This window comes from Cutibacterium sp. LaCa_255, assembly GCF_057458005.1.
Window position 1 is genome coordinate 1,502,305 of the sequence record NZ_CP190956.1, and the last position, 22,701, is coordinate 1,525,005.

Genomic DNA, 22,701 nt, shown 5'->3' on the forward strand with positions numbered 1-22,701 from the left:
TCAGGTTTGTGCATCCCGTACTCACGACTGGCATGGGATGCACAAACGTGTGCTTCAGTTGGTGATGGAGGAGGTCATGTCGCAAGATCTCCCCCGTCATTGACGCCAGTCCCCTGACGTCCTGCGTGGTGGTGATTCCTCCACACAATTGACTATCCCCGAGGACCACACCCCTGCTTGTGCGTAAGGGGTCTTTTACTAGTCAGCGGTCTCCGGCCTGCCAACGATACGACACCTGCATCTGCACGACGCGGGTTCTCAACTGCATCGGTGCGGCAACGGTGCGATTGCATCGTCTGAGGGCTCGGGACACGGCTGCTTCCATGTCCGCCTCGTCCATGCAGCTCTCACAGGCCGCGATGTGACGACGGAAGGCGTCGGCCTCTTGTTCGCTCATCTCGCCGTGCAAGAACTCCTGGAGGTGGTCGATGACCCAACAACAGGACTCCTCGTCACCATTAGACAGCGTCATCGTGATCCCTCCTTTCCTGCACTACGCGCCAATTCCGGACGACCAAGGTCCTCCTCGTCAATCTGACCGGCATGAGGGCCAATCCCCCGCGCCCCGGCGACGTCGACCAACTGCTTTCGCAACTGCTTACGGGCACGATTGAGCCGACTCATGACCGTCCCGATAGGCGTTCCCATGATCTCGGCGATCTCCTTGTAGGCGAATCCCTCGACATCGGCCAACAGAACAACCTGCCGGAACTCGTCGGACAGCCCGTCGAGAGCGTCAAGGATCTGCTGGTCGGGCAGCCCGTCCAAGGCTTCCAATTCGGCGGACCGAAGCCCATTGCTGTCATGGGAGGCCGCCCGCGCGATCTGCCAGTCCTCGATGTCCTGGTCATCTGAGGTCTGCGGTCGACGCTGCGCTTTGCGATACGAATTGATGTAGGTATTCGTCAGGATGCGATACAGCCAGGCCTTGAGATTGGTTCCGGGACGAAATTGGTGGAATGACGCGAATGCCTTCGCGTAGGTCTCCTGGACGACATCCTCGGCGTCAGCCGGGTTTCGGGTCATCCGCAATGCAGCACCATAGAGCTGATCGAGATACTCGAGGGCGTCACGTTCGAACCGCTCGGCTCTTTCAGCCTCGGTTTCCTTGGCGACATCCACGGTGCCCGGCACGTCCCCGTGACGATCCATCCTGGGTTCGAACTGTCGTGTGGTCATCGCTGTCCAGCTTAGTGCACAGCGCCGATGACCGGACGGGCGACGGCTCCGCCTGGTGCACGGCGTGGTGAGGACAGCGTTCATACCGGGTCAACGCATCACAAAGGTTGATCTATTCCCACGGCGACCGTTCATCTGACGAAAATATTGCCCATCCGGCTACCGCGGAAAGCCTTGGCGCGGTAGACATATGCTCATGAGTATCATCCGAGGCTTGGGCCGGACCATGTTCGCCAGTTACTTCATCGTCAAGGGGACGAACTCCGCGATGAAGCCCGATTCTTTCGTGGAGGATGCCGAGCCGGTTGCTGACCGTCTCCTTCCTCTGGTGCAGCGCACACTGCCGGCATCTGTCGGCGCATACATCCCTGAGGACACCAAGACCTTGGTTCGCATCACCGGCGCTGCCCAGGCCTTTGGCGGTCTCGGAATGGCGACGGGTCTCGCCCGTCGTGTCGGTGCCGGCGTTGTTGCCACCACGATGGTTCCGCATGTGCTCGCTTCCATACCTGACAAGTCCTTGCCGAGGGACGAGCGTGCCGCGGCTCGTTCGGTCCTGCTGCGTAACGTCGCTCTGTTGGGTGGGGCCATGATGGCCTCCCGCGACACCGCCGGTCGTCCCAGCCTGGCCTGGCGCGCTGGTGACACCCAGCGTCGCGTCTCGTCTGCTGCCAGTGACCAGCGCAAGGCCATCAGCTCCTCCTTCGACGACCTGTCGAAGTCGGCCCGCAAGAAGCTCGAGAAGACCCAGAGGGAAGCCGCCAAGGCTCAGAAGAAGGCCGAGAAGAAGGCCAAGAAGGCTCAGAAGAAGATTGCTGACTGACCAGCATCACTGGACCGCCCCGCGAGTCGTCCATCGTCTCGCGGGGCGTGTCGTCGTCCCGGGATCCAAGTCCCAGACGAACCGCGCCCTTGTCCTCGCGGCACTCGGCGACGGGCCCAGCATCCTCGACGGTGTCCTCACCTCACGTGACTCTGACCTCATGACCGCCGGGCTGCAGTGCCTCGGTGCCGACATCCAGCCTGCCGGCCCGTCCTCAGTTCGGGTCGTTCCTGACCTGGCGCGTTCTGCCGGCCCGATTGACTGCGGCCTCGCCGGTACCGTCATGAGGTTTCTCCCGGTGGTAGCCGCACTCGTCATTGGCAAGACCCGATTCATCGGTGACGAGCAGGCGTCCCGGCGCCCGGTCGGACCCGTTCTCGACGGGTTGCGTCAGCTCGGTGTGACAGTTGATGCCGACCAACTGCCATTCGCCATGACGGCTCCTGCCCGTCTCGGTGGCCCCGAGGTGACGATCGATTCCTCGGCGTCTAGCCAGTTCATCTCGGCCTTGTTGTTGCCCGCCGCTCGCTTCCCGCGCGGTATTGATCTTCGTCATGACGGGGCGTCTGTGCCGTCAGCTCCCCACATTGCCATGACCTGCGAGATGTTGGCAGAGCGTGGCGTCACGGTGATCAGTGACGAGCCCTGCCGCTGGGTGGTGCGTCCCGGCCCGATTCACGCTCTCGACGATGTCATCGAGCCAGACCTCACCAATGCCGCCGCCTTCCTCGCCGCAGCCATGATTGCTGGCGGATCCGTGACAGTGCCGGCGTGGCCAGCTTCCAGCACTCAACCTGGAGCGCAGTTCATCCAGATCGCCGCCACGATGGGAGCTGCTGCGACTCGTTCCGAGGGATCCATGACACTGGAGGCTCCCGGATGGCATGCCCTCCAACCGATTGACGTCGACCTGCACGAGGCGAGCGAGCTCACCCCCGTGGTAGCCGCAGTCGCGTCCCTTGCCCAAGGCCCGTCCCGTATTCGTGGGGTCGCACACATTCGCGGCCACGAAACAGATCGCCTTACCGCCCTCGAGCATGAATTGTCCGGTATCGGCGTCACCGTCCGGCAGACCGAGGACGGTCTGCAGATCGATGGCCAGGGTGCCGACTCCCTCCATGGCGGGTTGTTCGGGTGCTACGCCGATCACCGGATGGCCCATGCCGGGGCCCTCCTGGGCCTGGCCGTCGAGGGGATCGAACTCGACGACATCACGTGCACGTCGAAGACCATGCCGCAGTTCCCACAGATGTGGGCTGAACTCGTCAAGGAGGGCTGAGTGTCGCCACGACGTCTGGCTTCCTCGGGAATCGACACCGGCGACTGGTCCTCCTACGACCGGCCGCGTCGCCGTACCAAGCCGCGAACCAAGCAACGCCCGGATCACTCATCGCTGCCCGTCGGGACCGTCATCACCATCGACAGGGGCCGCTACCGCTGCCGTCTCGATGACGACGTCGAGGTCATCGCCGCCAAGGCACGACAACTCGGTCGGAAGTCAGTCATCGTCGGGGACAAGGTGCGTCTTGACGGCGATGTCTCAGGTGCCGAGGGAACCCTGGCCAGAATCGTCCACACCGAGGACCGGGCCACCGTCCTGCGGCGCACGGCCGATGACACCGATCCGCATGAGCGTCCCATCGTTGCCAACGCCAATCAGGTGGTCATCGTCACCGCCCTCGCCGATCCCCCACCGCGTCCCGGGATGATCGACCGCATCCTGGTAGCTGCCCATGCCGCTGGTGTCTCCCCCATCCTCTGCCTGACCAAGGCCGATCTGGCGCCCGGAGATGACTTCGTCGAGCTGTACTCGGATGTGGGGATTCCGGTCGTGACCAGCCGCCCTGGTAGTGACCTGAAGGACCTTCACGAGTTGCTGGACGGCAGGATCAGCGTACTCGTCGGCCACTCCGGGGTCGGAAAATCAACACTCATCAATGCCGTGGTTCCCGGCGTCCATCGCGTCACCGGCCACGTCAATGACGTCACCGGGCGCGGTCGTCACACGTCCACGAGCGCGGAAGCCATCCCGCTGCCCCAAGGCGGCTGGATCATCGACACCCCAGGGGTGCGATCCTTCGGTCTGTCCCACGTTGAGCCCGACGGCATCCTCGCCGGTTTCAAGGAACTGGATGAGGTTGCCGTCAACTGCCCACGCGGATGCCGCCACAGTGCCGACAGTCCCGAGTGCGCCATCGACGACGCCCTCACTGCGGGAACGGTGCGGCAGTCCCGGGTGGACTCGCTGCGACGTCTGTTGAGTGCTACCGCCCCGCGTTGAGCAGGGCGGTAGCAACGTCGTTCACTCGCTGCCGTCCCCGTGGTCCTCGGCGTTCTCCTCGAGCACCTCGGTCACGGGACGTCCACTAGTCCGACGGATGAAGGTCGCGATACCGTCAGCCTCTTCGTCACGGCAACCGAGGTACGGCATGTGACCGGTGTCGAAGAAGGCCTCCTCGATGCGATCGAAGGCATCGTCGTCAAGCTTGAGATGGTTGATGGTGTCACGGGCCGCGAAGTAAGGGGTGGCCAGGTCGTAATGGGCGTACTCGACGCGCACGTGCAGACCCTTCTGAGCACGCATGACCCGTTCCAGCTTGTCGGTGACGTTGACCGGACGGCCCTGGAACTCCTTGTAGTTCCAGTTCCGGTACAGCGGCAGGCCCAGGTTGTACTGGGACTCCGTGGTCACCTCGAGTTCGCTGCGCAGGTAGTGCTGGAAGCCGTGGACGAAGGCGGCGCCGGTGTCGTCGCCGCTGGGGTCGGTGTCGGCGACTTCGTCGGTCCGCTTCGGCAATGCACCCTTGTAGCGACCGTCGATACGGCCGACGACCTTGCCCTCGCCACGCAGCAGCTCGGTGCAGAAGCGCATGTGCTCAATGCGCAGGTTGGCACGCTCGATGTAGCTGACATCCAGGCCGGTGAGCTGGGACAGGGTCGCCGTGACCTGAGCCCTCTCCGCAGGGTCGAGGCGATGGCCGGCAGCGAGAGCCTGACGGTAGGGGCCGTCGGCGAATTCCTCGGCCTCTGCGAGGACGTCTTCCAGGCCGCGATCAGAGTTGTGGCCGTGGTAGTGGGCGACGGCGGCATAGGTCGGCAGGAAGTCGACGCAGGCTCGGTCCCAGGTGAGGTCCTCGAAGTCCTGGTTACCGAAGTCGAGCACGGAGGAGACCAGGATGATGCCATTGAGGTACAGCGAGAAGGTGTCCTGCAGGCGCTCGGCAACACTCACGGCCCGAACAGTTCCGTAGGATTCTCCCAGCAGGTAGAGCGGGCTTCCCCACCTGCCATGACGGGTGACCCACAGTCGGATGAGTTCGCTGACGAGCTCGACATCCTTGCTCCAGCCGTGCCACTGATTTGGATCCTCGCCATCGACGACTCGGGAGTATCCGGTCGACATCGCATCAATGACAACGAGATCAGTCTCCCGAAGCAGCGTGTGCCCGTTGTCAATGAGGTGGAACGGCGGGGTGGCCGGCTCCTCGGGGGTCCCCGGATCAACCACACGTGGTCCGACAAGGCCCATGTGCAGCCACACCGAGGAGGATCCCGGGCCGCCGTTAAACACGAATGTCAAAGGCCTCGTGGTGGGATCGGTGTCGTCCAGGGTGTAGGCCGTGATGCCCATGAGAGCCTGCGGCATATGAGCGGTGAAGGCATTGTTGGCGATCTTCTCGCTGCCCAGAACGATGCGTCCGGTGGTTGCGGTGTAGCTGAGGTCACCGTCAACCGTGGAGATGGTGTGGTGAGTTGTCACCAGGTCATCAGTCGGAGCTGGCGCGTCAGCGGCCACGGTGGGGGTTTCGTCTGTCGTCATGACCTAAGCCTAGGGCCGTCGGTCGCAAGCCACCCGGGTTTTGGTGCCCTTGATGCCACACCCACACCAGTAAGGTAAGGGCATGGCCGACCACACCGATGACCTCCGCCTGGCACACATCCTCGCTGACGATGCCGACTCCTTGACGATGTCTCGATTCGGAGCCAGGGACCTGACGGTCTCGACCAAGCCCGATCGTTCCGAAGTGACCGATGCAGATCTGGCCGTTGAGGACTCGATTCGCCGCACCTTGTCACGGATGCGCTCCCGAGACGCGGTGCATGGCGAGGAACGGGCTGACACCGGCGAGGGCCCGCGTCGCTGGATCATCGATCCGATCGACGGCACCGCGAATTTCCTGCGCGGAGTTCCGGTATGGGCAACCCTCATTGCACTCAGTGTCGAGGACGAGATCGTCGCGTCCGTCGTGTCGGCTCCAGCCTTGAGACGTCGCTGGTGGGCTGCCAAGGGCTCCGGCGCGCGGACCGGCAAGTCGCTTGCCTCGGCAACGCCCATTCACGTATCCAATGTGCGCAACCTTGACGACGCCTTCCTGTCCTACTCCTCCCTCCATGGATGGGTGGAGGGAGGTCGCGGTCGCGGTTTTGGTGAACTCATGAGATCGGTGTGGCGTACCCGCGCCTTCGGTGATTTCTGGTCGTACATGATGGTTGCCGAGGGAACCGTTGACCTGGCGTGCGAACCGGAGCTGGGGCTGCACGACATGGCCGCCCTTGACGTCATCGTCACCGAAGCCGGCGGCACATTCACTGGTCTCGACGGCAAGGACGGTCCCTGGTCAGGAAATGCCATGGCGTCCAACGGATTCCTTCATGCCGAGGCCTTGGCCATGGTTCAGCCTGAGGATTGAGGCTGCGTCGTCAGCATCAGAACCCGTTGAGAATAGAAGCGGGCGGGTGATGATCACCCGCCCGCTCTTTGTGTCGTGGAGATCAGAGGATTCTGGCGCGAATCGTCCCCTCGAGATCGGTGACACTGGCCAACAACCCGCCGTCAGTTTCGGCAATGTCGAGGACACAGTAGCCGAGCTCCCCCTTGGTGGCCAGCGCCTGATACGTGACGTTGCCGCCCTGGTCAGCGACGAGTCGGTTGAGCGTGGCCATCACACCGGGAATATTGCGATGAAGGTGACCAATACGGGCGCCAGTACGCGGGGAAGGCGTGATCTCGGGAATATTGACGCTCATCCCGGTTGCGCCATTCTCGACGTAATCGATGAGCTTTCCGGCGACATAGCGACCGATGTCGACCTGGGCTTCCTGGGTCGAACCACCAATGTGCGGAGTGAGGATCACATTGTCCAACTCGCGCAACGGGGAGGTGAACAGCTCCTTGCCCGAGGCGGGTTCCTCGGGGTAGACATCGACTCCAGCACCCGCGATGTGGCCGGTACGCAGATTGTCGACCAGGGCGTCAATGTCGACGATCTTGCCGCGGGAAAGATTGAGGAACAACGAGCGCGGCCTCATCATGGCGAACTCCCGCGCTCCGATGAGGTTGTTGTTGCTCGGGCGTCCATCAACGTGCAAGGACACGGTATCGACGCTGCCCAGCAACTCCTCCATGGACTCACACTTGTGGGCGTTCCCCATGGGCAGTACGTCGGCAATGTCGTAGAAGAAGACCTGCATGCCCATGGATTCGGCCACCACGGACAGCTGCTGGCCGATATTTCCGTATCCGATGATGCCGAGACGACGACCGCGGATCTCGTGGGACCCAATGGCGGACTTGCGCCACACTCCGTTGTGCATCTGGGTATTGCGATCACCGAGACGACGGGCCAACGCAATGATCTCCGCCATCACCAGTTCAACAACCGAACGGGTGTTGGAATAAGGGGCGTTGAAGGCCGGAACACCAGCCTGGGCCATGGTGGCCAGATCCATCTGGTTCGTGCCAATGCAGAAGGCACCCACGGCGGATAGGTTGTCACCACACGCCTCGACGACTCGACGGCTGATGCGAGTCCGCGACCGGATGCCCAACAGATCAACTCCGTCGAGGGCACTGATGAGGTCGTCCTCGTCGAGGGCCTCGCTCACCCGCTCGACCTCGTAACCGGCATGTTTCAGGGTTCGAACGGCTTCATCGTGGATGTTTTCGAGCAGGAGCGCCTTCATGACGGTCAGTTTATGGAGGGAGCAGGGCCGAACTACCGAGTTCGTCTCAGTGGGTGGAATCGTCCACACGGATACGAGGAATCGCTGTCAACAATTCCTGGGTGACCTCGTGCTGCGGATCGCGGTAGACGTCAGAAAGTCGGCCTCGCTCGACGATGCGTCCAGCACTCATGACGGCCACGGTGTCGCACAGGTGACGCACCACGGCCAGGTCGTGAGAAACGAAGACCATCGTCAGTCCCCGTCGACGCACCAAGTCATTGAGCAAATTCAGCACCTGAGCACGCACCGACACGTCGAGAGCGGACACCGGTTCATCGGCCAGCAGGACGTCAGGTTCAGTGACCAAGGCCCTGGCAATGGCAATGCGCTGACGCTGGCCGCCAGAGAACTCGTGTGGAAATCGGCTGGCGGACTCGGGATCCAAACCGACGTCAACCATGACCTCTGCCAGCCGGTCCTTGCGTTCCTCACGGGTCATACGCCGGGCAACCGGGGACCGCAGTGGCTCGGTGATCGCCCGACCGATGTTCATACGCGGGTCCAGGGAGGACCGTGGGTCCTGGAACACCATCGCGGCCGACCGACGCAAATCGCGTACCGCGTCGATCTCGCTCAGGGATCGTCCCCGGAAGCGGACGGTGCCGGAATCCGGTCGACGCAAGGCCATCATGACTTTCAGCAGGGTTGACTTCCCCGACCCAGACTCCCCCACCAGGCCGAGCCGTTCCCCCTCGCCGACGTGCAGGGAGATTCCGTCCAGGGCGTCGATCCCGGCGCCACGCGGTCCCAGATGAAGATGCAGGTCCTCGACCTCGATCTGGGTGGTCATGAATCCTCCAACACAATCGTCGTCCCGGGCTCGACAAGGTCGAGTCGGGCGGCTCGCAGCAGCCGTCGGGTGTAGGGGTGATCAGGTTCGGACAGCACTGTGCGGGCTGGACCGGTTTCGACGATCTGGCCCGAGGTCATGACGATGAGGTCGTGGCAAATGTGGGACACCACCGCCAGGTCGTGGGTGATGAACAAACATGCCGCGCCCACTGAGCCGAGCACCTGGTCAATCGTTGTGAGAACCTGGGCCTGCACCGTCACGTCAAGGGCTGTCGTCGGTTCATCGCAAATGAGCAGGTCTGGGGAATTGACCAAGGCCATGGCGAGCAGAACTCTCTGACGCTGGCCACCAGAGAGTTGGTGCGGGTAGGAGTTCGCCACTCGGGTCGGATCCTCGATACCAACCTGTTCCAGCATCTCCAGGACGCGGTCATGAGTCCGGCCTCGCGCGACGGAATGGTGCAGCAGGGCAACCTCGCCAACCTGTCTCCCGACCTTCATCGTCGGGTCCAGTGCTGTCATGGGTTCCTGGAAAACCATGCCGATGCCACTGCCCCGCAACGCGGACACGGCCCGATCGCTGGCCCCGATGAGCTCCTCGCCACGCCAGCGGATGGAACCCGACACGTGGGCGTTGCCAGGAAGCAGACCCATGATCGCCAGGGCGGTGACAGATTTCCCCGATCCGGACTCACCGATAAGGCCGAGACGCTCACCGGGGTCCAGGGACCAACTGACGTGGTCCACAGCGACCCGACGATGCCGTCCGAAATCGACAACGAGATCGTTGACCTCCAGAAGTGCCATCAGCGGACCTCCCGCAATCTCGGATCAAGGAAATCACGCAACCCGTCTCCCAGGAGCGTGAATCCCATGACGGCTGCGGCAACCGCCAGGGCAGGCGCCACGGCCAGCCAGGGGCTGTCGAAAAGGTACACCTGGGAATCACGCAGCATTCGTCCCCAGGTGGCGACGGTTGCCGGAGTGGCCAGACCGAGATAACTCAGCGCGGCCTCCGCGAGGATCGCCGTGCCATAGGACACTGAGGCCTGCACGCCGATCAGCGGAGCAATGTTGGACAGCACGTGGTTGTAGGCGATGGAATGCCATGACATCCCTGAGCTGCGCGCCGCGACGATGTAGTCCTGGGAAAGGATCTGTCGGCTGGCGGTTCGCGTGATACGGGCGAACACGGGGACCGTCGAGACACCGATGGCCACCATGCCGGTCAGAGTTGATCCCCCCACTGCGGCGGCCAGGATGATCGCCAGCAACAGGGCTGGGAACGCGTACAGCAGATCGGCAGCTCGTCCCACGATCGTGGACCAGGGGCGAGGAAGCATGGCGGATGTCACCCCCCACGGCACGCCGATTCCGGCGGCGATGAGTACCGACACCACTCCGACGAGCAGACAGGTACGAGCACCCACGAGCATCCGGGATGCAATGTCGGAGCCGAATCCGTCAGTCCCAAGCCAATGCTGGCTGCTTGGTCCCAGAAGACGATCTGCCGGGACGACGAGATTGGGATCGTATGGCGTCCACACCGCAGAGGTGATTCCAGCCACGACGACCACGCCCACCAGAACACACCCAATGACCAGACCTGCCCTCCTCATGAGTGGTCCCCCTGTCTGGAGGTGGCACTGGTACGCAGCCGAGGATCGAGGGCCACGATGAGGAGATCCGTGAGGTAGGAGATCACCAACACGATGGCCACGATGACCATGACGACGTCACTGACGACGAGAAGATCACGGGTACTGACAGCGTCGAGGAGATAGGACCCCAGACCGGGAATGACGAAGACCTCTTCGACGACGATGGCTCCCACCAGCATTGCGCTGGCCTGCAGACCAAGAACCGTGGCCAAGCTGATCGAGGCGTTGCGCAATCCGTGACGATGCAGTGCGGGCCACAGCCGCCAGCCGACGGCGCGTGCCGTGCGCAGGTGATCGTCAGCGAGAACGTCGATGAAGGCGCTGCGTACGTAACGTGTCATCACTGCGGCCTGCACGATGGACAGGGACAACACCGGAAGAACCAGGTGCGCCACCCATCCTCCGACATCCTCATGCAGCGGTACGTATCCTCCGGCAGGCAGCCATCCGAGGGTCACCGAGAACAGCAGGATGAGGAGGATTCCGGCGAGGAAGGCAGGAATGCTCATGAGGACCTGTGACAGTGCGGAAGCCGCAAATCCTCGACCCTCACGACGATGGACGGCCGCGTAGGCTCCCACCGGCAAGCAGACCACCAGGGCCAGCAGCAACGACAGCCCGACGAGCCAACCCGTCACTGCCAGTCGCGACACAATCTGCGGACCGATCGGTTCAGCGGAAACGATGGAGATGCCCAGGTCGCCCCTGACCAGGGAACTGATCCAATCCCAGTACCGCTGGGGCCACGGGAGGTCCAAGCCCAGTCGGGTACGCACGGCTGCTGCAGCTTTCGGGTCCGCGTTGGCGCCCAGAATGACCTGGGCGACGTCACCGGGAAGCAAGCTGAGCAGGGCGAAGATGATCAAGGATGCGACCAGTAGCCACACCAGCAACTCCCCCAATGGGAGGAGCACGCGTTTGAGGACGGTCACCTCGTCCTCCTGACCTTGGTGAGGTCGAAGCTCATCGAGGTGGAATTGCGCTGTAGCCCGCTGATGCCAGCCTTGCTGATGGTGATCTTTGGCATCAGGAAGAGGAATCCTCCGGCGGCGTCAGTCGCCAAGATCCGACTGGCCTGCATCATGGTCTCGTTGGTGCGGTCGGCTGGTCCCGTCTGGGCGGATTCGATGAGCCGGTTGAATTCCTTGTTGCGGTAGCGCCAGTAGTAGTCGGGGTTGGCCCAGTTGACGATGTCGCGTGCCTCCACGTGGGCGACGATCGTCAGGTCGTAATCAGCATGGGTGTAGACGACATCGAGCCAGCGGGCCGGGAATTCCAGCTCGTCGCTTTCGACGGTGATCCCGATCTGGGCCAGGTCGGAGGCAACCACCCGAGAGGCTGCCGTCGCGTAGGGCAGGGCCGCGGCCCGCAGTCTGAGGGTCAGTCCGTTGGGGTACCCGGCCTCAGCAAGTAGCTTGCGCGCCCGTGCCGGGTCATAGGGCCAGGTGTGGGACAGGTCGGTGAACCACGGGTCTGTGGGTGGAACCATCGAGCCAATGAGTGTTCCCTGGCCATTCCACACGACGTCCAGCAATCCGTTGCGGTCGATCGCCATGAGGATGGCCTGCCGAACCCGTCGGTCTGACAGCGGCTTGGAGGTGTTGTTCATACCCAGCACGACCTCGCCGTTGGTGGTTCCTCGCAGGACCCGGTAGGCCGGGTTGCTCGTGAAGCGGGAGAGGGCCTGGGGAGTCGTCAGATCAGAGACGACGTCAAGGTCTCCCGACAGCAGGGCGGCTGTCTGCGAGGTCGGGTCCGAGTAGTACGAGAAGCGAACGGTGGGACGGCCCCCCTCGTGCCACGGATGAGGGGACGGCGACAAGGTCACCGAGTGACCCGGCGTGAACTCGGTGACGACGTAGGGGCCAGATCCTTGCGGCCGAGTGGCCAGATCCTTGGTGGCGGGATCAATGACGACACCCGATGTGCTGGCCAGGTTGAACAACAGGAAGTTGTCGCGATGGGACAGGTCAAGAATGACGGTGGCGTCGTCAGGGGTACGGATGGCCTTGACTGCCGACAGGTTCGCCTGGTTGACGGGGCTGGCGGATTCGGCTCTCATCCGCTCCAGAGATGCCTTCACCGCCGCTGAGTTCACCGCGGCCCCGGATGCGAAGCGCGCCGAGGGATCGAGGTGGAAGGCGAGGTGAAGTCCGTCCTCGGACAGCTGCCACGACTTCGCCAGCAGACCGACGAGCTTGCCCGAGTCGTCGACGCGGATGAGGGTCTCGTACACGTTGTAGAGGAGAACCTGCGGGATCGCTGCGGCAGCATTTGACACCAAGTCCAGTGTCGGCGGAGCAGCCGTCGCCCCAATGGTGAGAACTCCCTCTTCTGTGGACTGGCAGCCGGTAATTCCGGTGGTCGACAGAGCCACTGCCACGGCAAGTCCCGCAGCCTTCAACTGGCCTCGCATCGTCTGGTCATGCTCCCTTCGGGCGTGGTGCCCTGCGAATGAGCATAACCACCCCCGACCTCACGCAGTCTGCGGGGGTCAGTACTGCAGTCAGATGTGCACGGTTTCCGAAGGCGACCGAACGGACGTCGCAGATAGGGGGTGATGCGCCGATCGTTCGGGCACATCCCACCCCGATTTGTATTGCACCAGTGTGATCTGTATAGTCGAGCAGGTCGACGCGGGGTGGAGCAGTTCGGTAGCTCGCCGGGCTCATAACCCGGAGGTCACAGGTTCAAATCCTGTCCCCGCTACGAGAGAGGCCAGCTCGTCTCCCCCTTGGGAGGCGGGCTGGTTTTCTTTGCGCTTGGGGATGAGGTCCTCGACATGGACGTCGAGGAGTTCAGCGGTCGCAATGAGATCCGTCACCGACCATCCGAGCTCTCCACGAATTCTCTTGCCCGCGGTAGCCGGAGAGACATGCAGTGCTCTAGCAAGGTCACGAAACTTCAACCGCTTCTTAAACAGCAACATCTGTACGGTCATGCCGACAGCTTCATCAGCAGAGTAGGTGTCAATGAGGCCAGCTTCACGGGCTTGCTCATAAATCTTAGCCATGAACAAGATGGTGCATAGATGCATATATGGTGTCAATGTTTCCATTATTGCCACTTTCATATCTATGTAGCACGCTATGTGTATGACCTCCTCCCATCTCGATGTCGAAGCTGTCGCTGACAGTCTTCTGTCCCCCCAGACTGTCGCCGCGGTGCTGCCGGAAACGAGTACGGCCACGGTCACTCGGTGGTGTCGCGATGGTCGGTTTCCTGGCGCTCGGAAGTTGCCGTCGGGTCGGTGGATTATTCCGACCGCGTGGGTCTCGACCTTGTGACGCCTCCTGAGTCTGTCGAATCTGGCCCGTCGTTGCCTGATGGTCAGGCGTCTTTGTTTGGCACGGTTTCGTGAGCGGTGGTGGGCGATGTCGATTTGGGCGGTCAACTGGGCGTTGCAGAAGTGTGTGGCGAATCCGACGCACAAGTTGGTGTTGGTGGCGTTGGCGAATTACGCCGATGACAATGATTGGGCGTGGCCGCGTGTGGATACGTTGGCGGAGTTGACGTCGTCGTCGCGGCGGACGGTGTTTCGGGCGTTGGATGGCCTGGCTCAGACGGGTCTGATTGAGCGGCTGGAGGGTTTTGAGCCGGAGTGGAATGGCTCGACTCGGCGGGTGCAGTCGGTGTGGCGGTTGATGATTCCTGACAGTGTGTCACGCCGGTCGTCGGGGGCGTCGAGGCCGTCTGTTGTGCGCCGGCGAGTGGCGGCGTCGCGTGATCGTGAAACCCGTAGTGGGGTCCAGTGTGACACTGGTGACACAGTGGAGCCGACTAGGGGAGACGCTCTTGAATCGCCCCACTGAGTCCCCGGACTCACCGGGGCGATTCATGCCTCAGAGCAGCAGTTGTTTGCGCCGGTGTTTGAGACGCTGGTGAACGCGGTGTATCGGGAGGTGGAGGAGGCGTATGCGGCCAATGGGTCTCACCCTCTCGATCCTCTTTTGTTGTTGGCGTTGGATGAGGCGGGCAATGTCGCCCCGATCAAGCGGCTGCCTGAGATAGCCTCGGCTGGTGGCGGGCAGGGGGTGTCTGCTGGAGTCGGTGTGGCAGGATGAGGGCCAGATTGTGGCCCGGTATGGCCGGGAGCAGGCTGCGGTGGTCATGTCGAATCATTGGGGCCGGGTGTATATGCCTGGTATTTCTGATGAGAAGTCGTTGCGGGCGTTGTCGGAGTTGATTGGCCGCGATGAGATGCAGGCGGTGTCGTGGTCGACTGATACGTGGGGTCGTACGACGACGTCACGGTCGTTCCACGAGGTTGACGTGGCCCCGGTGGCTGATCTGAAGACGATGCGTGCTGATGAGACGATCGTGGTGATGGGCCGTCATAAGCCGGCCCGGTTGCGTCAGCCTGGGTGGTGGGAACTCGACGAGTTGCGTCGGTTGGTTCCTGCCGATGTGGCGGCCGCGTTCGATGCTGATTACGGAAGAAGGACCCGACATGACGATCACTCCCCCGCCAATCCATTCTTATGAGACGCCGACGTATAGCGAGTTAGCCAACGATTTCAGGTCGTGGGTTGATTGGTTGTGGCGCACCTGGTACGTGGCGGCCGCTGATCCGGATTTGGAGTGGGAATCTATTCCGGGCGTGGTGGTCGAGCTGGATGTGTTGTGGCGGTCGTGGGCACATGCCTGGAGCGGGGCCGGTTCCTTGTACGAGCGGCGTGAGTGGCTGGATTATTTACCGCGCGCGGTTGATCATATGGCTCGGCTGGTGGCGGGCTGGAATGAGTCGGCGGGTATGGAGTCCTCCCGTGCGGCTTATTCTCTAGCCACATCCGGGGCGGGGTCGTTAGGGCTGGTGCCTGGGGGCCCTGCGCTGGGCTAATACCAAGCCATCCCGCGCTGCTGGTGCGTTGCTGCGGTGGCGAGGTCGTTCACGGTGTCTCGCCAGACGTTGTATCGGGCTTTGGAGGCTCTTCACAATCGAGGGGGTAGGTGGGGTCTGAATCCCTCAGCTTCGAGTAGTAAGCGGACGGTGTCGTGGGTGGGGTTGCGCAAGTCGAAAGCGCTGCCTCAAAGGTGTTCGAGTCGGCAGTTGATGTTGTGGTGGGGCCGAGAGGGGGCTTGCCAGCGTATGCTTGGTGGAGGTTCATGTGCGGATACCGGTTGGTGAACCTCATTGCCGTACCTGGCCGTGAACATGGACAGCCACGTACCGGGAAGACACGAGATGACGGCAGCCAATGACGCCCCGCAAGTATGCGAGGAGGGGCCTGGGCAAAACAATGACCTCGGGGGTATACCGATATTTCGCGGCATTGACCTTCCCGAGGCCTATCGTCACCCACCCTACCACGCTCCCACGGTGAGTCGTGAGACGTTGCAGGAGTGGTTCTCACCCGCCAGGCTCAGCCGCTACCGGATCGAACCAGTCGATGCGTGGTACGTGTGGAACACCCGCATCTCGAAAGCGTTCTTGGAAGACATCAGCCATGTCGAGGTACTCCTGAGAAACTTCATTGACGTGCGCCTGAGCGCCGATACTGGCATACGGCGTTGGTGGGAATCCCCGAGCTATCGGCTCGGTGGTTTCCCGCGTAACGTCGCCAGGGCCGAGGCGCGACTGCGGCGCGCGGGGCTCGATGCGACCCCTGATCAGATCGTGGCGAGTCTGTCACTGGACAACTGGCGCTTTCTGCTCACCCCGCGCCTGGAAGCAACCGTATGGAAAGCTCTCACTGACTTACGTAACGGAGGCATGCCTCACTACCCGGGGCGTAGCCGACGCGACTTCGAGGAAAACGTCGAGCTCATCCGCCACGTCCGTAACCGCGCCTCCCATCAAGAGCCCCTCATCAGCGCTCACCCTGACCGACAAGCTGAGATTCGTAGGCTTGCCCACTACGTAACAGCGATCGACACCGTCGCCCGCAGCATCAACCCCGACGCGGCCGAATGGATCGCCACCCACTCACGCGTTCTCGATGCCATCGCCCAGCGCCCCACACCGCAAGACCATTAACCCGCATTCGTCGTAGACCGACGCCTCTTTCAACACCATGCGTAAACTGGCTCTTGAATCGCCCCGGTGAGTCCGGGGATTCAGTGGTGTGACAGTTCCAGCTCCTGATGGGGCTGGGTGTGGTCAGCGTAGTAGGCCTGTTCCAGCTCGGCGGGCGGGATGTCGCCGCAGTACTTATACAGGCGTCGGTGGTTGAACCAGTCGACCCCTTCCGCGGTGGCGAACTCGACCTCATCAACGCCCTTCCACGGCGCTCAGGGCTTGATCAGCTCAGTCTTGAACAACCCGTTGATCGTCTCCGCCACAGCGTTGTCATAGCTCGACCCGACCGATCCGACCGAGGCAGCAATCTCGGCTTCCGAAAGACGCTGTGACAAGACAATTGAGGTGTACTGGCTGCCCCGGTCCCAGTGATGCACCAGCCCAGTCAAGTCATGGCCTTCGCGTTACCGAGTCCAGATCGCCTGCTCCAACGCGTCCAGCACCAGCTGGGTAGTCATCGTGGTACCCGAACGCCAGCCCACAATTGTGCGGGCATAGGCATCGGTGACCAATGCGACGTAGACCCAGTCCGACCACGTCGACACATACGTGATGTCGGCCACCCACAACCGGTCCGGCGCCAACGGCACGAACCGGCGACTGACCAGGTCATCCGGCCGCTCAGCAGCAGGACCAGCGATCATGGTCCGCTTCACCTTCCCACGACGTGCCCCTTCCAGCCCCGCACCGCGCATGAGTCGTTCGACGCTGCAGCGAGCCACCGGGATACCTTCCCAGTTGAGCTGCAGCCAGACCTTACCGGCCCCGTAAACACCGAAATGAGCCTCGTGGACCCGACGGATCTCGACCAGCAGGGCCTCATCACGCTGCTCACGCTTGGAGAACAGCTTGTCGCGCCACTGGTAGTAGGTCGATGGGGCGATCTACACGCCATGCTCGCGCAGCACCTGGCAGATCGGCTCGACACCCCACCACAACCCATCCCCCTCACGCCGCTCGGCATGCTCACCGATGAAGTCGACGATCACTGCCCTGGCCGGTCAAGCTCGGCCGCGAAGAAAGCCCAGGCCTCTTTCAGGATCGCATTCGCCCTTCTCAACTCAGCACTCTCTCACTTCAAGCATTTGATCTGGGCCGACCCCTCGTGAGGCCAAGACGTTGACCTTGGTCTACCTCGTCCTGACAGACCCAGCGCCGCAGGGTTTCCGCGGACGAGACCCCGACCAGTTCAGCGACCTTGACCATCGCCGGCCAATCCCCCGCATAGTCCGGGCGGGTCTGGTGATACATCCACACCACCCTGGTCCTCAACTCAGCCAGGTAGCGCTTGATCGTGTTGCCTAGCATAACTCCAACCTTCCCAAAGTTCGGAGTCTCCCGACATCCCAGGGCGATTCAAGTATTCATGAACTGGTGCCAAATGTAACGAGAGCCGTCCGGGAAACCGAACGACGACATGACAGCCCACACACCACCACCGGCCACGGCGAAGCCAAGCATGATGACCCCGACGACACCGAGAACCCTCGCACGCGCTCCAAGGTCGAATTTTCGAGAGCACGACGGACCTCCATGGGTCTGCGGGGGTGACGGTGAGATTTGACGGGCGCAAAGTCACCTCATACAGCTGGCATGAGATAAGTAGCGCCTTGGCAGCTGCCGTGACAGCCTGTGGGTTCTCCCGTGCTCGACTTTCACCGGCAGTTAGGAAGAATCGTGAACGCCCATGATCAAAACCCGGACAAGTCGTCGAACCGTCGTCAAGGGGGCGGCCTGGGCCGTTCCAGCCGTCTCCCTGGCGTCGGCCATCCCTGCGTACGCCATCAGCAATGCGACATGCTCCTCGTACACGTGGACGTCCCTCAGAGGCTACGCGAATCCGACGGGTAGTTACTCCCAGGCATCCTCGGACGGCTCGGGCTCTGCGGTCACCGTTGCTGCTAGCAAACATGGGAACTGGAACTACACCCGCGAAACCACGTACTCCCCCCTCGACCTGACGTCTTCCGGCGGTTCGCTGATCCTCTCGGGCTATGTCACGACTGGCGTCACCCCGACGTTGAATGATTACGGTGAGACCGTCCTCGCTTTTCCCACGACGGCGGGCGGACCGATCAGCTTTCAGATCTGCGGTCTCGACTCCTACACGCGCTCGAGGAACTCGACGCACGCCCAGTACTTCACCGACATGGTCCAGGTGAGCCAGTCGGGCAACATCATCACGCCCTCCGCGCTGAGCAACGCCACCGTCGACAAGACGACCTCCTGGACCGTGGCGACAGGTACGACCAGCGGCTGCGCCACGTACACCGTCGCCGATCCCGCAGTCGGACCCGTCACCATCAAGCTCGGGAATGCGTACGGTTCAAAGATCCCGGTCTCGGACCGCTATGGAAACACCCATCCCGACCAGGCCGTCACGCTCAGCGAAATCACCTGTGGCAAGGCCACATCTCCCGCGCAACATGTGTCCCGTTGACGTGGTCCCAGACCGGGTTTACACCGCTGGATGAAAACCCAACGCCTACGGACCGGGTACGGCCCAGACCTACGGCAACGTATCGGTGTGGGCCGACGCGACCTTCACCTCCGGTGGGTCCTACCCCTATTTCCTCAACGGTGCCACCGACTCGCAGGAACGGCTCACCATGAGTCCGGCGCCCGTAAGGATCTATCTGTCAGGTTGGCAGCAGGTCGGCTCCGCCGGTACGACGAGTAAGTACATGTCCCTCAACCTCACCGGTCTGACGGGCCCGATCTCCTTCACCATCAGCGACCTGGATGCCCGCACCTCGAATGCCACCACATCGGGGGCCACCTATTACACCGACACGATCCAAGTGACCAACAATAACGCGGTCATCGCCCCGACCTCCTCGTCGAACCTCAACACGACAGCCCACTCCGGCTGGGTGACGGCCACGACCATGGGGGTCGGAAGCGTCACCTACACCATCGCCAATCCCGGCACCGTCACCATCAAGTTGGCGAATACCTACTCGGGCACGATTCAGTCAACCGCCCACCCCAGCCAGGTCGTCATCCTGAGCGACATCTCCTGTGTGACGACCTAGAGCACCGCTATCTGCACCCCGGACAGCGACGGTATCGTTGCGTCCCCCAAGGTCACGGGACGGTCGCCAGAACACCGCGCAAGCATTTCTCTTCCGGCGCCGGTGACATTTACGGTCTACCCCAGGCGAGGATCACCGCGGTCTCTTTGGGACTCCGAGTCCAGGACTACGACCCGAAAACGGGCAGAAGCACCCCCGGCACCGAACGACTCGATCGTCACCAACAACGGTTCCTTCAGCGAAACCGACATCGGGTCGGTGCTCACATCTATCAGGCTTGCCTACGGTAACAGCACCTGCCCCCAACTATTCGAGCAGCTGCTTCCTGCCACGGCAACAAGGATTTGTTGTGCAATGGTTGCAAGGGCTTCCCGACCTCCGACAGCAAGGACATCCCGCTCCTCAACATCCCACAGAAGGAACGCTCCGGGAGCACCACCGAGCCCGTCATGCAGTACCACTTCAGCGTCAACGTACCTCGGGAGGCGCGTCCCGTGCTGTGGCGTACACCCACCTGTAGTGACTAACCTGCGGGCTCGTCCCGGACCCGGAACGCAGGTGGCCCGCGTGTGGCGAGGGCCACGAGAGACGATGTCGCTGCGGGGTCAACCGCCCTCGTGTATTCTTTCCTACGACGTGTGTACCTCCAGCCGCTTCACCATCTCGAGCCAGTCGTCCCACAGGAGGTCAACCCGCATGTCGCAGCACGACGTCAACCGCCGGACCATCACCAAGGGTTTGGCATGGGCCGTTCCCGCTGTGAGCGCCGCAGCAGCCCTTCCCGCCTACGCCGTCTCGTGCCCGGGCACTGCCGCGGCCGAGATCGATTCATGGTTCGCCGCCTACCAGTCGAGCCTGCCTGACCTCACCGGCGTCAACATGGCGATCTCGTTCAACCAGTCCGGCGGACTCAATGGTGCCGGCTTGAGCAATGTCGGCATCAGCCTCAAGAACATCGGCACCAAGTCGTTCGACTCCTCCTTCCCCCTGGGGTTCGACGTCGGTATCCAGAACGTCGCCACGTCGAAGGTGGTCAATGACAGCCTGACCGCCGTGGCCGGACCGGCGAACACCAATCCCATCCTCAAGCCGTGGGCCCCTCAAGGCGACAATGGGTCTCCCTCCCTCAGCGACGCCCAGGCCGTCGGCAACACGACGCGCAAACGGTCATTCTCAATGACGTCCTCGAACCTCACCTTCTATAACCCGTCGACGAACGCACGCATCGGGACCTCCTCCGACCAGTCCAACGCCACCCCCTTCCCTGACACCCCGAGCGCCTACGGCTGGCGAGTGGCCCTGCGCAACACCACGTGGAATCCCGGTGACAGGAAGAAGGTCCTCGCCATCGTCCCGGGCGACGGCGCCTGGAATGGTGGCCGCATCTACGCCGCGTGGGGCATCCGGCTGCGAGGGTTCGCGCCCCTGCCGTGGACCACCCTCGTGACGAATGCGACGGCGGCCCACCCCGGCATGACGGAGAACACCGTCACCAACTGCTACCTCAAGCTGTACGACCAGCGCGTGGAGAGGTGGATCGCGGGCCGGGAGGGCCTGCGCAACATGAAGATCTCGATTGACGGATGGAACGCCACCATGGGCAGCGTGATGGGATGGGAGAATTCCGGTGCCCCCAACACGTGGTACTGGTCCACCGATGTCGGTAACTTCATGGCCGCTGGAACCGAGTACGACACGAGCCGCGTCACCGGCGTCGGTACGTGGAGTACCTCGGTGGTCAAGACCTCCTCCGTCGGCCAGTCGATCACCGAGATCCGCCATCGCGACGGCATCTTCTGATACCGACACCCAGTCACACGTGAGCCCCGTCGCCACCGCGATCACGTCCGATCCGTGGTAGCGACGGGGTTTTCGCTCGGCTGCCGAAACCTGTTCGCAGGCCGAGCCGTCAAACCACTCCTTGGCCTTGTACCCGGTCATGCGTAGTCTGATAGAGTGATCTCTCGTGGCACAGTTCGATGACTCCCCCACCTGCATCAACGACGCAGCCGACGAGATCAATTCCCCGTCGACCAGGCGGATCATCGCTCTCGTGACAATCCTCAATGCCATCGGATTGGTCATTGACGTCACGGTGGCATCCATCATCGGATCGGCATCTCTCTTCGCCGACGCGGCCGACTTCCTCGAGGACGTCCTCATCAACGGGCTCGTCCTGGTGGCCCTCGGGTGGTCGGTGCAGTCACGACGGAAAGCCAGCATTTGGTTGGCCGGTCTCATCCTCATTCCGGCAGCTGCAGCATTGGGAACTGCCGTCTGGAAGATCACCTCGGGAGTCCCGCCTGAGCCCGTGCCGTTGTCAGTGACGGCCATCATCGCCCTACTCATCAACCTGTCGTGTGCCATCGCCCTCATGACATTGCGTCGCCAGAGATCGAGCCTGGTTCGAGGTGCGTGGCTGGCAGCACGCAATGACGTACTCGGCAACGTGCTCATCCTCGTCGCTGGTCTCATCACGACGGTGTGGTTCACGGTCTGGCCCGACGTCATCGTCGGACTCGTGATGGCCGCCATCAATGCCACGGCTGCCAAGGAAGTGTGGGAGCAGGCTCGCCGCGAGGTACCTGAACTCGAGATTGGCGAGGGCTGAGCCGCATTGAGACATCTCGCCAGTCCCGGTCGTCGGTCGCCTTCCGACACGGAGCTGCCAGACGCGACGGCACTCACTGGCAGAGCGGCTGATCCCAGTCCTCGCCTCGCAATGGGACGATGATGACCGGGCGCAGCTGACGGCGTCCCAGCTGGACTGCCACCGATCCGTCCAGCCACTCCTGCAAACCGGCACGGAAACCGGGACGCCGAGTTCCCAGCACGAAGCAACCAGCGCCAATGTCATGGGCGAGGTGGGCAAGCTGTTGATCCGGCAGACCAGACAGATAGACGAGCTCCCACTCCGTCTCTGGGTAGTTCGCCATGAAAGTGTCCAAGGAACCTTGGATCGACGATCGGGCGGTCGCATTCGAGATGCGTTCGGCGGTCGGGTCGAGTGGGTGGCTTTGGTCGGGATCAGACGGGTTCGGCACGCGATCGGTCGCGACATGGGCGAAGACGATCTTGCTACCCATGGCCCTGGCATGCTCGACGCCAGTCGCGAGTACTGCCCGTGGGATGTCCGGCATGATCGCGATGATGACCGGACGGCCCCTCATCGTGCCTCGGGGCGAA

Annotated in this window: 21 protein-coding genes, 1 tRNA gene and 1 pseudogene; 12 read left to right on the forward strand and 11 right to left on the reverse strand. The window is 62.5% G+C overall.

Going from position 1 to position 22,701, the window contains the following annotated elements:
* Positions 1-202 precede the first annotated feature (202 nt).
* Both ACP8ML_RS06780 and ACP8ML_RS06785 read right to left on the reverse strand, forming a co-directional pair.
* Positions 203-478, reverse strand: coding sequence for an anti-sigma factor RsrA (locus ACP8ML_RS06780; RefSeq protein WP_171048569.1), 276 nt, complete (start codon positions 476-478; stop codon positions 203-205).
* Positions 469-1,179, reverse strand: a complete 711-nt coding sequence (locus tag ACP8ML_RS06785) for a sigma-70 family RNA polymerase sigma factor (RefSeq protein ID WP_016667739.1) — start codon at positions 1,177-1,179, stop codon at positions 469-471. The genes ACP8ML_RS06780 and ACP8ML_RS06785 overlap by 10 nt, the downstream gene beginning before the upstream one ends.
* Positions 1,180-1,369: 190 nt before the next feature.
* Here ACP8ML_RS06785 and ACP8ML_RS06790 point away from each other — a divergent pair, with 190 nt between their 5' ends.
* The 3 genes from ACP8ML_RS06790 to rsgA are packed head-to-tail and all read left to right on the forward strand — an operon-like array spanning position 1,370 to position 4,283.
* Entirely contained in the window at positions 1,370-2,002 is a 633-nt protein-coding gene (locus ACP8ML_RS06790; protein ID WP_117189152.1) for a DoxX family protein, read from the forward strand.
* Positions 1,992-3,281 (forward strand): 3-phosphoshikimate 1-carboxyvinyltransferase, encoded by a 1,290-nt coding sequence (gene aroA / locus ACP8ML_RS06795; protein ID WP_117189154.1) that lies wholly within the window; start codon positions 1,992-1,994, stop codon positions 3,279-3,281. Before ACP8ML_RS06790 ends, aroA begins: the two co-directional genes overlap by 11 nt.
* A complete protein-coding gene (rsgA, locus tag ACP8ML_RS06800; protein WP_065672824.1) occupies positions 3,282-4,283 on the forward strand; it encodes a ribosome small subunit-dependent GTPase A in 1,002 nt (333 codons plus the stop codon).
* Between the two features lie 21 nt (positions 4,284-4,304).
* Here rsgA and ACP8ML_RS06805 read toward each other — a convergent pair whose 3' ends face one another.
* Positions 4,305-5,822 carry a S10 family peptidase gene (locus tag ACP8ML_RS06805; protein WP_117189156.1) on the reverse strand — a complete coding sequence of 506 codons (1,518 nt, stop codon included), beginning with the start codon at positions 5,820-5,822 and terminating at the stop codon, positions 4,305-4,307.
* An 82-nt stretch (positions 5,823-5,904) separates the two neighbouring features.
* On the opposite strand from ACP8ML_RS06805, the gene ACP8ML_RS06810 reads away from it, so the two are divergent.
* Positions 5,905-6,693: an inositol monophosphatase family protein gene (locus tag ACP8ML_RS06810; protein WP_065672825.1), complete on the forward strand. Its 789-nt coding sequence runs from the start codon at positions 5,905-5,907 to the stop codon at positions 6,691-6,693.
* An 82-nt stretch (positions 6,694-6,775) separates the two neighbouring features.
* Here ACP8ML_RS06810 and serA read toward each other — a convergent pair whose 3' ends face one another.
* The 6 genes from serA to ACP8ML_RS06840 are packed head-to-tail and all read right to left on the reverse strand — an operon-like array spanning position 6,776 to position 12,877.
* Complete coding sequence (gene serA, locus ACP8ML_RS06815) at positions 6,776-7,966, reverse strand: phosphoglycerate dehydrogenase (protein WP_016667745.1); 1,191 nt, start codon at positions 7,964-7,966, stop codon at positions 6,776-6,778.
* A 46-nt stretch (positions 7,967-8,012) separates the two neighbouring features.
* Entirely contained in the window at positions 8,013-8,798 is a 786-nt protein-coding gene (locus tag ACP8ML_RS06820) for an ABC transporter ATP-binding protein (protein WP_117189158.1), read from the reverse strand.
* Complete coding sequence (locus ACP8ML_RS06825) at positions 8,795-9,607, reverse strand: ABC transporter ATP-binding protein (RefSeq protein ID WP_117189160.1); 813 nt, start codon at positions 9,605-9,607, stop codon at positions 8,795-8,797. Before ACP8ML_RS06825 ends, ACP8ML_RS06820 begins: the two co-directional genes overlap by 4 nt.
* Positions 9,607-10,419, reverse strand: coding sequence for an ABC transporter permease (locus tag ACP8ML_RS06830; protein WP_117189162.1), 813 nt, complete (start codon positions 10,417-10,419; stop codon positions 9,607-9,609). The genes ACP8ML_RS06825 and ACP8ML_RS06830 overlap by 1 nt, the downstream gene beginning before the upstream one ends.
* Complete coding sequence (locus tag ACP8ML_RS06835; RefSeq protein ID WP_065672828.1) at positions 10,416-11,393, reverse strand: ABC transporter permease; 978 nt, start codon at positions 11,391-11,393, stop codon at positions 10,416-10,418. Before ACP8ML_RS06835 ends, ACP8ML_RS06830 begins: the two co-directional genes overlap by 4 nt.
* The gene (locus ACP8ML_RS06840) at positions 11,390-12,877 is read right to left on the reverse strand and encodes an ABC transporter substrate-binding protein (protein ID WP_065672829.1); all 1,488 of its coding nucleotides are present in this window, start codon (positions 12,875-12,877) and stop codon (positions 11,390-11,392) included. The genes ACP8ML_RS06835 and ACP8ML_RS06840 overlap by 4 nt, the downstream gene beginning before the upstream one ends.
* Positions 12,878-13,096: 219 nt before the next feature.
* Between ACP8ML_RS06840 and ACP8ML_RS06845 the strand changes: the two genes are divergently transcribed.
* From ACP8ML_RS06845 to ACP8ML_RS06860, 4 genes are all read left to right on the forward strand, one after another.
* Positions 13,097-13,170 (forward strand) — tRNA-Met (locus ACP8ML_RS06845).
* A gap of 704 nt (positions 13,171-13,874) precedes the next feature.
* A complete protein-coding gene (locus ACP8ML_RS06850) occupies positions 13,875-14,273 on the forward strand; it encodes a helix-turn-helix domain-containing protein (protein WP_283240438.1) in 399 nt (132 codons plus the stop codon).
* Between the two features lie 208 nt (positions 14,274-14,481).
* On the forward strand, positions 14,482-14,946 hold the full coding sequence (locus tag ACP8ML_RS06855; RefSeq protein WP_171048561.1) for a TraM recognition domain-containing protein: 465 nt from the start codon (positions 14,482-14,484) through the stop codon (positions 14,944-14,946).
* A 670-nt stretch (positions 14,947-15,616) separates the two neighbouring features.
* Positions 15,617-16,438 (forward strand): hypothetical protein, encoded by an 822-nt coding sequence (locus ACP8ML_RS06860; protein ID WP_117189166.1) that lies wholly within the window; start codon positions 15,617-15,619, stop codon positions 16,436-16,438.
* An 80-nt stretch (positions 16,439-16,518) separates the two neighbouring features.
* Here the strand turns inward: ACP8ML_RS06860 and ACP8ML_RS06865 are convergent.
* A pseudogene (locus ACP8ML_RS06865) lies at positions 16,519-17,788 on the reverse strand (IS3 family transposase).
* Between the two features lie 379 nt (positions 17,789-18,167).
* Here ACP8ML_RS06865 and ACP8ML_RS06870 point away from each other — a divergent pair.
* The 4 genes from ACP8ML_RS06870 (at position 18,168) to ACP8ML_RS06885 (ending at position 22,126) form a co-directional block, all read left to right on the forward strand.
* A complete protein-coding gene (locus ACP8ML_RS06870; RefSeq protein ID WP_117189168.1) occupies positions 18,168-18,920 on the forward strand; it encodes a hypothetical protein in 753 nt (250 codons plus the stop codon).
* 169 nt (positions 18,921-19,089) lie between these two features.
* The gene (locus ACP8ML_RS06875; RefSeq protein WP_138774609.1) at positions 19,090-19,515 is read left to right on the forward strand and encodes a hypothetical protein; all 426 of its coding nucleotides are present in this window, start codon (positions 19,090-19,092) and stop codon (positions 19,513-19,515) included.
* Positions 19,516-20,211: 696 nt separating this feature from the next.
* Positions 20,212-21,315: a hypothetical protein gene (locus ACP8ML_RS06880; protein WP_117189174.1), complete on the forward strand. Its 1,104-nt coding sequence runs from the start codon at positions 20,212-20,214 to the stop codon at positions 21,313-21,315.
* 166 nt (positions 21,316-21,481) lie between these two features.
* The gene (locus ACP8ML_RS06885; protein ID WP_117189176.1) at positions 21,482-22,126 is read left to right on the forward strand and encodes a cation efflux transmembrane domain-containing protein; all 645 of its coding nucleotides are present in this window, start codon (positions 21,482-21,484) and stop codon (positions 22,124-22,126) included.
* A gap of 73 nt (positions 22,127-22,199) precedes the next feature.
* Here the strand turns inward: ACP8ML_RS06885 and ACP8ML_RS06890 are convergent, their stop codons facing one another.
* The gene (locus ACP8ML_RS06890; RefSeq protein WP_171048571.1) at positions 22,200-22,685 is read right to left on the reverse strand and encodes a universal stress protein; all 486 of its coding nucleotides are present in this window, start codon (positions 22,683-22,685) and stop codon (positions 22,200-22,202) included.
* Between the last annotated feature and the right edge of the window lie 16 nt (positions 22,686-22,701).

Coding starts and splice junctions, on each gene's coding strand:
- ACP8ML_RS06785 (WP_016667739.1), bottom strand. CDS start 1,179: ATGACCACACGACAGTTCGAACCCAGGATGGATCGTCACGGGGACGTG.
- ACP8ML_RS06790 (WP_117189152.1), top strand. CDS start 1,370: ATGCTCATGAGTATCATCCGAGGCTTGGGCCGGACCATGTTCGCCAGT.
- ACP8ML_RS06805 (WP_117189156.1), bottom strand. CDS start 5,822: ATGACGACAGACGAAACCCCCACCGTGGCCGCTGACGCGCCAGCTCCG.
- ACP8ML_RS06810 (WP_065672825.1), top strand. CDS start 5,905: ATGGCCGACCACACCGATGACCTCCGCCTGGCACACATCCTCGCTGAC.
- serA (WP_016667745.1), bottom strand. CDS start 7,966: ATGAAGGCGCTCCTGCTCGAAAACATCCACGATGAAGCCGTTCGAACC.
- ACP8ML_RS06820 (WP_117189158.1), bottom strand. CDS start 8,798: ATGACCACCCAGATCGAGGTCGAGGACCTGCATCTTCATCTGGGACCG.
- ACP8ML_RS06825 (WP_117189160.1), bottom strand. CDS start 9,607: ATGGCACTTCTGGAGGTCAACGATCTCGTTGTCGATTTCGGACGGCAT.
- ACP8ML_RS06830 (WP_117189162.1), bottom strand. CDS start 10,419: ATGAGGAGGGCAGGTCTGGTCATTGGGTGTGTTCTGGTGGGCGTGGTC.
- ACP8ML_RS06840 (WP_065672829.1), bottom strand. CDS start 12,877: ATGCGAGGCCAGTTGAAGGCTGCGGGACTTGCCGTGGCAGTGGCTCTG.
- ACP8ML_RS06860 (WP_117189166.1), top strand. CDS start 15,617: ATGGACAGCCACGTACCGGGAAGACACGAGATGACGGCAGCCAATGAC.
- ACP8ML_RS06870 (WP_117189168.1), top strand. CDS start 18,168: ATGATCAAAACCCGGACAAGTCGTCGAACCGTCGTCAAGGGGGCGGCC.
- ACP8ML_RS06875 (WP_138774609.1), top strand. CDS start 19,090: ATGAGTCCGGCGCCCGTAAGGATCTATCTGTCAGGTTGGCAGCAGGTC.
- ACP8ML_RS06880 (WP_117189174.1), top strand. CDS start 20,212: ATGTCGCAGCACGACGTCAACCGCCGGACCATCACCAAGGGTTTGGCA.
- ACP8ML_RS06890 (WP_171048571.1), bottom strand. CDS start 22,685: ATGAGGGGCCGTCCGGTCATCATCGCGATCATGCCGGACATCCCACGG.